The 9744-nt window shown below is 29.3% G+C and carries 12 protein-coding genes; 6 read left to right on the top strand and 6 right to left on the bottom strand.

Going from position 1 to position 9744, the window contains the following annotated elements; genetic code table 11:
* Positions 1-342: DedA family protein (locus HOH73_06025; protein ID MBT5828411.1), on the top strand; the 342-nt coding region annotated here is incomplete at its 5' end.
* On the opposite strand, the gene lpxB is transcribed toward HOH73_06025, so the two are convergent.
* On the bottom strand, positions 325-1455 hold the full coding sequence (gene lpxB / locus HOH73_06020; protein ID MBT5828410.1) for a lipid-A-disaccharide synthase: 1131 nt from the start codon (positions 1453-1455) through the stop codon (positions 325-327). The genes HOH73_06025 and lpxB overlap by 18 nt on opposite strands.
* Before the next feature lie 68 nt (positions 1456-1523).
* On the opposite strand from lpxB, the gene HOH73_06015 reads away from it, so the two are divergent.
* Together HOH73_06015 and HOH73_06010 are read left to right on the top strand one after the other, a co-directional pair.
* A complete protein-coding gene (locus tag HOH73_06015; GenBank protein MBT5828409.1) occupies positions 1524-1826 on the top strand; it encodes a DUF2312 domain-containing protein in 303 nt (100 codons plus the stop codon).
* Positions 1826-2389, top strand: coding sequence for a UbiX family flavin prenyltransferase (locus tag HOH73_06010; protein MBT5828408.1), 564 nt, complete (start codon positions 1826-1828; stop codon positions 2387-2389). The genes HOH73_06015 and HOH73_06010 overlap by 1 nt, the downstream gene beginning before the upstream one ends.
* A gap of 176 nt (positions 2390-2565) precedes the next feature.
* Here the strand turns inward: HOH73_06010 and HOH73_06005 are convergent, their stop codons facing one another.
* The 3 genes from HOH73_06005 to HOH73_05995 all read right to left on the bottom strand — a co-directional run bounded on the left by HOH73_06005 (position 2566) and on the right by HOH73_05995 (position 4798).
* Complete coding sequence (locus HOH73_06005) at positions 2566-3117, bottom strand: aminoacyl-tRNA hydrolase (GenBank protein ID MBT5828407.1); 552 nt, start codon at positions 3115-3117, stop codon at positions 2566-2568.
* A 22-nt stretch (positions 3118-3139) separates the two neighbouring features.
* Positions 3140-3781, bottom strand: a complete 642-nt coding sequence (locus HOH73_06000; protein MBT5828406.1) for a 50S ribosomal protein L25/general stress protein Ctc — start codon at positions 3779-3781, stop codon at positions 3140-3142.
* Positions 3782-3865: 84 nt separating this feature from the next.
* Positions 3866-4798, bottom strand: coding sequence for a ribose-phosphate pyrophosphokinase (locus tag HOH73_05995; protein ID MBT5828405.1), 933 nt, complete (start codon positions 4796-4798; stop codon positions 3866-3868).
* A 64-nt stretch (positions 4799-4862) separates the two neighbouring features.
* On the opposite strand from HOH73_05995, the gene mnmE reads away from it, so the two are divergent.
* Genes mnmE through ribB form a run of 3 tightly spaced genes read left to right on the top strand, consistent with a single transcriptional unit; the run spans position 4863 to position 7844 of the window.
* The gene (gene mnmE / locus HOH73_05990) at positions 4863-6170 is read left to right on the top strand and encodes a tRNA uridine-5-carboxymethylaminomethyl(34) synthesis GTPase MnmE (protein ID MBT5828404.1); all 1308 of its coding nucleotides are present in this window, start codon (positions 4863-4865) and stop codon (positions 6168-6170) included.
* Positions 6170-6754 (top strand): riboflavin synthase, encoded by a 585-nt coding sequence (locus HOH73_05985; GenBank protein ID MBT5828403.1) that lies wholly within the window; start codon positions 6170-6172, stop codon positions 6752-6754. The genes mnmE and HOH73_05985 overlap by 1 nt, the downstream gene beginning before the upstream one ends.
* Positions 6744-7844, top strand: a complete 1101-nt coding sequence (gene ribB / locus HOH73_05980; protein MBT5828402.1) for a 3,4-dihydroxy-2-butanone-4-phosphate synthase — start codon at positions 6744-6746, stop codon at positions 7842-7844. Before HOH73_05985 ends, ribB begins: the two co-directional genes overlap by 11 nt.
* Here ribB and HOH73_05975 read toward each other — a convergent pair.
* Together HOH73_05975 and leuB are read right to left on the bottom strand one after the other, a co-directional pair.
* Complete coding sequence (locus HOH73_05975; GenBank protein MBT5828401.1) at positions 7841-8656, bottom strand: hypothetical protein; 816 nt, start codon at positions 8654-8656, stop codon at positions 7841-7843. The two genes, ribB and HOH73_05975, sit on opposite strands and share 4 nt — an antisense overlap.
* The gene (leuB, locus tag HOH73_05970) at positions 8653-9738 is read right to left on the bottom strand and encodes a 3-isopropylmalate dehydrogenase (protein ID MBT5828400.1); all 1086 of its coding nucleotides are present in this window, start codon (positions 9736-9738) and stop codon (positions 8653-8655) included. Before leuB ends, HOH73_05975 begins: the two co-directional genes overlap by 4 nt.
* Between the last annotated feature and the right edge of the window lie 6 nt (positions 9739-9744).

Genomic DNA, 9744 nt, shown 5'->3' with positions numbered 1-9744 from the left:
TTTTTTATTTCTAATAAAAGGTTAATTAAAGTAATAAGTTTTTTTGATAAGCATGATACTGTTTCTACTTCATTTGGTAGATTAATTCCAGGTATAAGGCAGTATATATCTTTTGCCGCTGGTTTTAGTAACATGAATTTCAATAAATTCCTTTTTTTTACTTTTTTAGGCTCTTCTATTTGGGTATCTATTCTTAGCTATATAGGTTTTGTTTTTGGTAATAATCAGGAGCTAATACATACAAACTTGAAACAAATAACTCTTTTAACTTGCTTGATAACCGCAAGTTTTTTATTAATATATGTGCTACTTTACAGATTAAGATCAAAAAGGTTTGACTAATTTTATTATTTCTTCCGCCGCAATTTTACTAGGGTCTTGGTTGTTATTAACAAAGTCTTTTAAGTATAAGTTTTGTGCAATTATTTGCTCTTTTCTATATGTATCATCTGTCATCAACATATATGTATGTTCTGTAATTAAATCAGCTTTACATTTATATTGAATAAACTCAGCTATAATTTCTTTTTTTGCTAAGATATTAATCAAATTAACATATTTTGTTTTTACCATTAATTTTAATAAAATATATGTAAATAAATTTACTTTATAACAAATAGAGAAGGGGGCTTTCGCTTTTGCTATTTCGAAATTATTGGTACCTGATTTAGCGATAACAGCTACAGCATTTTTAAATGCAAAATATTTATCATCTTGATTAGTCGTAATTAATGCATCAGGAAAAGAAGCTTTAATTAAATTAATATATTTGTTAAAAGTTGGGATAGCAGTAGTAAATTTCAAACCTCTTGCTTTTAATTTCGATATCACTTCTAAATATATGGGTAATAATGTTTTTACTTCCTGATCTCTACTTCCTAGGGTTAAAACTAAAAGAGGTAACTTGTTTTTAAGTAACTTTGGAGATATTATTTCTTTATCAATTCTGTATTGTTCAAAAATTAGTGGATGGCCAATGAATTTAGTTTTTAAATTATATTTTTCAAAATAAGGAGGCTCAAATGGAAAAAGAACTAACAATAGATCATATATTTTAGCTATTTTTTTAGCTCTATATTCACGATAAGCCCATACAGTTGGAGCAACTACATGAATATATTTTGTTTTAAAGTTTAGTTTTTTTAACTTTTTTGTAACTCTAAAATTAAAATCAGGTGCATCTACAGTAATTACTATGTCAGGTTTGAATTTAATAATTTCAGCCACTGTAAAATTAATTAATTTTAAAATTTTAAATAAAGAGGGGATTACTTCAAAAAAACCCATTAGGTTTATTTCTTTTTGAGCAAAAATATTTTTTATATTTTCTTTTGCTAAATGCTCACCCCCACAACCCTTTAATTCTAGGTTTTTATAGTTTTTTTTAAGTTGGTTAATAACTTTACTGGCTAATAAGTCGCCAGATTTTTCGCCTGTAATAATAAAAATCTTCATTTTGCAATTAAATAAAATAAATATATAATAATATATGTATAATTTAATTAAATAAAATAGGAAAGAAAATGAATACAAAAACTGTAAATGGCGTTGACGGAGCTCATTTAAAAAGCTATGTGGAAAGAATAGAAAAATTAGAATCTGAAAAAAAATCTATAGCTGATGATATTAAGGAAATTTTTGCTGAAGCTAAAGCTTTTGGCTATGACACTAAAATTATGCGCGAAATTCTAAAATTAAGAAAGTTAGACCATAATGAATTATATGAAAAAGAAAGCATGTTAGAAATTTATCGTACTGCACTTGGAATGGAGGGAGAAACAGATTTGGCTAGTGAAGAAAATTTAGCTAATAATCAAGTTGCATAATGAAAAATATTATTCTAGCAATTACTGGTGCTAGTGGAGCTATATATGGCTATAGAATATTAGAAATATTAAATAAAGCCGAAAACATACAAGTTCACTTAATTATATCTAATGCTGCACTTATAACTATAAAGCATGAATTGGATATAGATATTCGAGAGTTAAAAAATCTAGCCTATAGAGCTTATTCTTTTAAAGATATTTCTGCTTGCATATCAAGTGGTTCATTTAAAATTGATGGTATGATTATAGCTCCCTGTTCTGTCAAAACTATGTCAGAAATTGCATGTGGAATAAGTAGCAATTTAATTAGTAGATCAGCTGATGTTGTTTTAAAGGAAAAAAGAAAACTTTTATTATGTTTGAGAGAAACTCCTCTACATAGTATACATCTTGATAATTTGAAAAAACTTTCAGATATTGGAGCTATAATATTTCCTCCTGTCCCAGCTTTTTATAATAAACCAAAAACTATAGATGATATTGTAAACCATACTGTTGGTAGAATATTGGATCAATTCGACATTGAACAAAATATTATTACTAGATGGCAAGGTTTATAAAAAACTTGTAATTTAGGCATAAATATTAGGACCAATATAGTTATTTAAACTATAATATTTTTAGAATTAGCCTTCTATATATTTATGCAAAACTATATATGGTAAAGTTAACTGCGTTTAAAAGGAATGTTAAACAAATTGATGTTAAATAAAATATTGCAATAAAATTATAAAACTTACAATGACATTGTTAGCAATATATTAACAAGCTTCTCTTCAGCTTCAATATAAACATCGTTAAGCGAAGATTGCTGATCTTTAGAAAAGCTTTGCAAAACATAATCAGATACTTTTATTTCATTATTTTCTAGGTTTCTTGGATGGTCAATTCCTATTCTAATACGATGATAATTATCACCAATTTTATTATCAATATCCTTTAAACCATTATGACCAGCATGACTACCAGAGAACTTAGTCTTGATTTTACCATATGGCAAGTCTAACTCATCGTGAATAACAATAATATGTTCTGCTTTAATTTTATAAAAATGAGAGATCTGAGCAACTGGTTCACCCGAATTATTCATATATGTTTGAGGTTTTGCAAGAATTATTTTCTCGTCATTAAAGACATGAGAGATTAAGTCAGAGTTAAATTTACTTTTATATGCAAAACCTTCACCTAACATAGACTTGGCTAAATAATCTATAAAAGAAAAGCCTATATTATGTCTTGTATTAGAATATTCAGAACCTGGGTTACCAAGTCCACAAATTAAAATCATTCGAAATAAGTTGTTATATTCCTTATTCTTTTTTTGATTCAGTGATTACTTCTACTTTAGATGCTGCATCTTCATCAGTAGCTTCATCTGACTCTTCTTCAGGAGTTCTTCCAGAAATTGTGAATATAGATAAATTTTCATTTACTTTTACTTCCACTCCTTTTGGTAAGTTAAGATCTGAAATGTGAATAGATTCACCAATGTTTAATTTTTCTACATCAACGCTTATTTCGCTAATTATGTCTTTTGGAAAACATAAAAGTTCAATTCTTCTAATATTATGACTAAGAACACCACCTAACTTTACGCCTTTACATTTACTTTCATTTTGCGCAACTATTTGAGCTTTTATTTTAACTCTAATTTTTGCGTCTAATTCATAAAAATCAACATGCTCTACATTATCAGTTACTGGATGTCTATATAGATCACGAGGTATAACTTGTATTTTTTTATTTCCTAATTCTATTTCACATAATTGAGTATAAAATCTACCTTGCTTATGTCTCTTTGCTATTAGCGCAAAATCTACGGCTATTGCTTTTGGCTCTTTACCAGGTCCATATATAACAGCAGGTATAAGACCTTGATGTTTAAGTTTTTTAGAAGCTATTTTTCCAGTTTCTGTTCTTTGTTCTGCTTTTATTGCGAAAATATTAGGCATAATTTTATTTTAACTATTTAGAGCAAAGAAAATACTTTACTATCCTTTAATTGCAAGTAAAAACATTTTACTGCTAAGCTTATTTTAGCTAAAAAGTACAGAAACGGATTTTTCATTAGATATTCTATCAATTGCTTCTGCAATCAAAGAGGATGAAGTAATGATTTTCACATTTTTAAGATCTGAAATCTTATCTAAATCATTTATAGTATCAGTAATAACTAAATTATCTAAGTCCGAATCTCTGATTCTACTAACCGCTTTCCCAGATAACACACCATGAGTAATGTAAGCACTAGTGGAAAGAGCATTCTTTGCTTTGACAGCAGCTGATGCATTACATAAAGTTCCTGCGCTATCAACAAGATCATCTATAAAAATACAATGTTTGTTTTCTACAGAACCTATTATATTCATAACTTCTGACACTCCTGCTTTTTCTCTTCTTTTATCAATAATAACTAAATCTAAATCTAATTTTTTCGCAATTGCTCTTGCTCTTGCAACACCTCCAACATCCGGAGAAACTATAACTGTGTTAGCTAAGTCAAAATTTTTCTCTATGTCTCTAATAAAAATGGGGGATGCATATAAGTTATCTAGAGGAATATCAAAAAAACCTTGTATCTGTCCTGCATGCAAATCAATAGTTAAAACTCTATCTGTGCCTGCTGTTGTTATTAGATTTGCTACTAACTTGGCTGAAATTGGTGTTCTAGGCCCTGGCTTTCTATCTTGTCTGGCATAACCGTAATAGGGAATAACGGCTGTAATTCTTTTAGCAGAAGCTCTTCTTAGTGCGTCTATACAAATTAATAACTCCATTAAATTTTCATTAGTAGGGCATGATGTGGATTGCAAAACAAATACATCTTCTCCTCTAACATTTTCATTTATTTCTACAAATATTTCACCATCCGCAAATTTTTTAATATGAGCGTCTAATAATTGTTTGTTCAATTTTTTTGCTACAGCCGAACTTAGTGGCTTATTTGAATTGCAAGCTAGTATCTTCATTAAATTTTATCTTGGTTTATTCTATTTATATTATTATAATCTTTATTTTAAAGTAAAACTTAATATGGATACGATATTCGCCCCCATAAATTCAATTCTTAAGGCAAGTGTAATTACCATCAGAATATCAGGTTGTAAAGCGTTAGAATTTTATAATATTTTCTCCATAAAAAACAACATCACCCCAAGATATTCCACATTATGTGCATTAACACATAATAGTAAGCTTATAGACAAAGCATTAGTGGTTTATTACAAGGCTCCTAACAGTTTTACAGGCGAAGATATAATAGAGGTTTCTCTGCATGGAAGTTTATCTATCTACAAGCAAGTTATTGAAATTTTAACAAATATAGATGGCTACAGATTTGCTGAAGCTGGCGAGTTTACCAAAAGAGCCTTCTTAAACAACAAACTAGATTTACTGCAAGCAGAAGCCGTTAATGACCTTGTTAATGCTAACACTGTTAAGCAATCAGATAAAGCTCTAGAACAATTAGAAGGCAAGAATAGTAATTATTTTATTAAACTTCGAGAAAAACTGATAGAAGTCAGAGCCTATATAGAAGCTTTTATAGACTTTCCTGATGAAGAAATTCCAATTAGCAAATTAGCAGAAATAAACAACATAGTAAAATCTATTAAAAAAGATTTTATAAATCTTATAAAAAACTTTAAAAAAGAAAAAGCTATTATTCATGGTATTCAAATAAGTATAATTGGTCCTGTAAATGCTGGAAAGTCTAGCCTAATCAATTATTTAGCAGGCAAAGATGTATCCATAGTTTCAAATATAGCTGGTACAACAAGAGATGTTATTGAAGTAAATTTAGATTTATCTGGTTACTTAGTAACTCTCATAGATACCGCCGGTATTAGAGTTAAAAGTAAGGATGAAATTGAAAAAATTGGTATAGAAAAAACAAAGGAGAAAGCAAATAATTCTGATCTTAAAATCATATTACTCAGCGTAGATCAATTAGATGAGCATGAAAATTATAAAGAATATATTGATGAGAATAGTTTATTGGTAATAAATAAGAGTGACTTAAGTTCTAATTGCAGCTTAACCAATGCTTTAACAATATCTGTTAAGCACCAGAAAAACCTTGATTTGCTCCTAAATAGACTACAAAGCTTGATTGAGTTGCAATATAATTCGGACAATAATGTGTCAATTAATAAAGAAAGACATTATATTATTATAAATGAAATAATAGCAGAGTTAAATAAAGTCGATTTAAATGGTGACTTAATTTTTACTGCTGAGATCTTAAGAAGATGTACAGATTTATTAGGCAAAATAACAGGGATAATAGATATTGAAGATGTTCTTGATAAAATATTCACATCATTTTGCATAGGTAAATAATGTTCACAGGAATAATAGAAAATTTGGGTATAATAACCAATATTATAGAAAAGGGCACAGAAAAAGAAATTATAATAGCAGCTAATATTGATGAAACATTAAAAATAGGACAATCTATTGCTTGTAATGGTGCTTGTCTTACTATTACCAATATAAACAAAAAAGAATTGTCATTTTTTATCTCAGCAGAAACAATAGCTAAAACTACAATTTCAAACTGGTCCATTGGTAAAGAGATTAATTTAGAGCAAGCAATGTCAGCTAACTCAAGGTTTGATGGTCATATGGTATCAGGGCATATTGATGATGTTGCAAAAGTAGATTCTATCAAATCTTTGAATGATTCATATATTGTTAAAGTTTTAATAAGCGATAATTATGTAGATTATTTAATTGATAAAGGCTCTATCACAATAGATGGTATTTCTTTGACTATTAATAAAATTGAAAATAACATTATATACTTAAATATTATTCCACACACCTGGTTGAACACTAATATGAAAGAGCTAGTAGATGGTGATGATGTTAATATAGAAATAGATTTAATCGCAAAATATATAAAAAAGTTACATGTTAAATAAAAAACTAGCCAAAATAGAAGACATAATCAGTGATGCTAAAGCTGGAAAGATGTTTATCATTGTGGATGATGAAGATAGAGAAAATGAGGGAGATTTAGTCATACCAGCTGAATATGCTGATCATAAAGCTATAAATTTTATGGCTAAATATGGTAGAGGTTTAATTTGCCTTACCTTAACTGAGGATAGAAGTAATATATTAAATTTACCATTAATGTCACCCTTAAATGGTTCTAGACATGGTACTGCATTCACAATATCTATAGAAGCAAGAGTAGGGGTTACCACTGGTATTTCAGCAGGAGATAGAGCAACAACCATTAAAGCCGCTATTTCTAAAGACAAAACATCACATGATATTTGCTCACCCGGACATGTTTTTCCTTTAGTTGCAAGAAATGGAGGTGTTTTAGTTAGGGCAGGACATACAGAGGCTTCAGTAGATATAGCTAAGTTGGCAGGGCTAAATCAATCTGGGGTTATCTGCGAAATTATGAATGAGGATGGAACCATGGCTAGGCTACCTGACCTATATGAGTTTGCAGAAGAGCATGATTTAAAAATAGGTTCGATTGCAGATTTGATCGCTTATCGTAGAAAACAAGAAAACCTTATTTCATGTAAGATAAAAAGTAAAATACAGCATAAATATGGAGAATTAGATATATCTGTTTATGTTAGCAATGCAGAATATGCAGAGCATATTGTTTTAAGTAGTGGCAATATTAATCCAGAGGAATCTGTGTTAGTTAGAATGCATTCTCAAGATATCTTAGCCGACATTATTGGAGATAACACCAACAACAAAGCTGATCAATTAGATCTTGCACTTAAAAAAATCACTGCTAATTCTGGAGTGTTGGTATTACTTAGAAGTCCTCAAAAAAACAAAGTCTCAGAAACATTATTTAATCGTGAGAATAACTTGCACAAAAAGCCACAAGATAAGTTAATTAGAGATTATGGTACTGGTGCTCAAATTTTAAAAGATCTAGGAATCAAAAAATTAAAATTATTAACTAATAATCCAAAATCTGTAATTGGACTAGATAGCTTTGGTTTAGAAATAACAGAGCATGTTAGCTTCTAAAGGCTCTTACTTATAATTAAATAGCCTCTAGATTTAGAGCCATCTTTTTCTTGCATAGCCTCATAAAATTTATTTACATCAACCCAGAACCATGGTTGTTTATGGCTTGCAACATCTAAAATTAATATTTGATTCTTAGCTTCATTGTAAGCAGCTACAGGAGAGATGTGACCTGACGTTAGAGAACCTATTTTTTTTCCTTGGAAGTTAGCTAAAATATATTCTCCCTTTATATTTAATGTGTTTTTTAAAATCTCCTTAAAAGAGTTAACTCCATCTTTATTACTTTCATCAGCATAGATTAGTTTTACATTTAAGGTGTAATATTCGAGTAATTTTGCCAATTGTTTTAATGTTAAGCCTGGGTCATATCTTCCTAGGTTTTGATCAATAGTCTTGAAATTTACTACAGCTCTATTTTTTATAAAGTCTGTATTGTTATTTAATATATCATCTTGAGTAAAACTATAAAAGGGAATTACTGTAGCTCCGTATATTTTTGGCTTTTTAATTGTATTTTTAGAATTAACAATAATATTATTATCTTCATTTAAAGCGTTTAAAATAATAGCTGAACTAGCAATACCACAATATAAAGGATTTTTCTGGGGTTGAAAGTGACTTGCAAGATCGTAAAAGTCATTTTTATATTTTGCTTTTTTAAAAAGCTTAAGACCAAGCTTACTATTCCAACTAGTAACAATTACTCGCTTACTATCTAAAACATCAATTTCTTTAAACTCCCCATAGCTAGCTGCTTGAAGGTTTAAAGTAGTAAGTAAAAAAAGGGATAAGACTAAGGCCCTAATCATAACATTTCTAATTCTTTTATTACTAAATCTCCCATGTCAGAAGATGATACTAAATTAGTGTTTTTTTCTTTTATATCAATGGTTCTATTACCATTAGCCAAAACATTTTTAACTGCTTGATTTAACTTATTGGCCAAATCATCTAATGAAAATGAATAGCGCAACATCATTTCAAAACTTAAGATTGTAGCTAAAGGATTTGCGATGTTTTTTCCCGCTATATCAGGAGCTGAACCATGTACCGGTTCGTATAAAGCATGTTGTTTATTATTTTCTAATTTAGCTCCAAGTGATGCACTTGGTAACATACCAAGTGAACCCGTAAGCATTGCTGCGGTGTCTGATAGAATGTCACCAAACATATTAGTTGTAACCATTACATCAAATTGCTTTGGGTTTCTAACTAATTGCATGGATGCATTATCAACATACATATGAGATAATTCTATATTTTGATATTGCTTTTTATGTAAGTCCGTAACTATGTCACGCCACATTTCTGTTACTTCTAAAACATTAGCTTTATCTACAGAGCATAATTTTCCACTTCTTTTATCTGCAATATCAAAAGCAACCTTTGCTACTCTAATAACTTCATCTTCATGATATGCTAATGTATTATAACCTGATCTTTTACCTTTAACAATATCTACACCTCTTGGCTCACCAAAATAGATACCACCAGTTAATTCTCTAACAATCATTAAATCTAAATTGCTGATAATTTCTTCTTTAACTGTTGAGCTATGTACTAATTCTTTAAAAGTTATAGCAGGCCTTAAGTTAGCAAATAAATCTAGAGCTTTCCTAATTCCTAACAGACCCTTTTCCGGCCTAATTGAAATGTCTAAACCTTCCCATTTTGGACCACCAACTGCTCCTAATAATATGGCATCCGAATTTTTTGCCAAATTTATTGTATCTGTTGTTAATGGTTTTCCATATTGATCTGTAGAAACACCACCTATTAACGCTTCTTCAATTGTAAAATTTGTATTATAATGAAGGTTTAACCAGTTAATTATTTTTTTAACTTCTGCACAGACTTCTGGACCAATACCATCTCCTGGTAAAAATAATATATTCTT

The sequence above is a fragment of the Alphaproteobacteria bacterium genome, from assembly GCA_018667735.1.
GTDB lineage: Bacteria > Pseudomonadota > Alphaproteobacteria > Rickettsiales > JABIRX01 > JABIRX01.
Note: the sequence above shows the minus strand (reverse complement) of the source record. Positions and strands in the feature narration are given on the sequence as shown.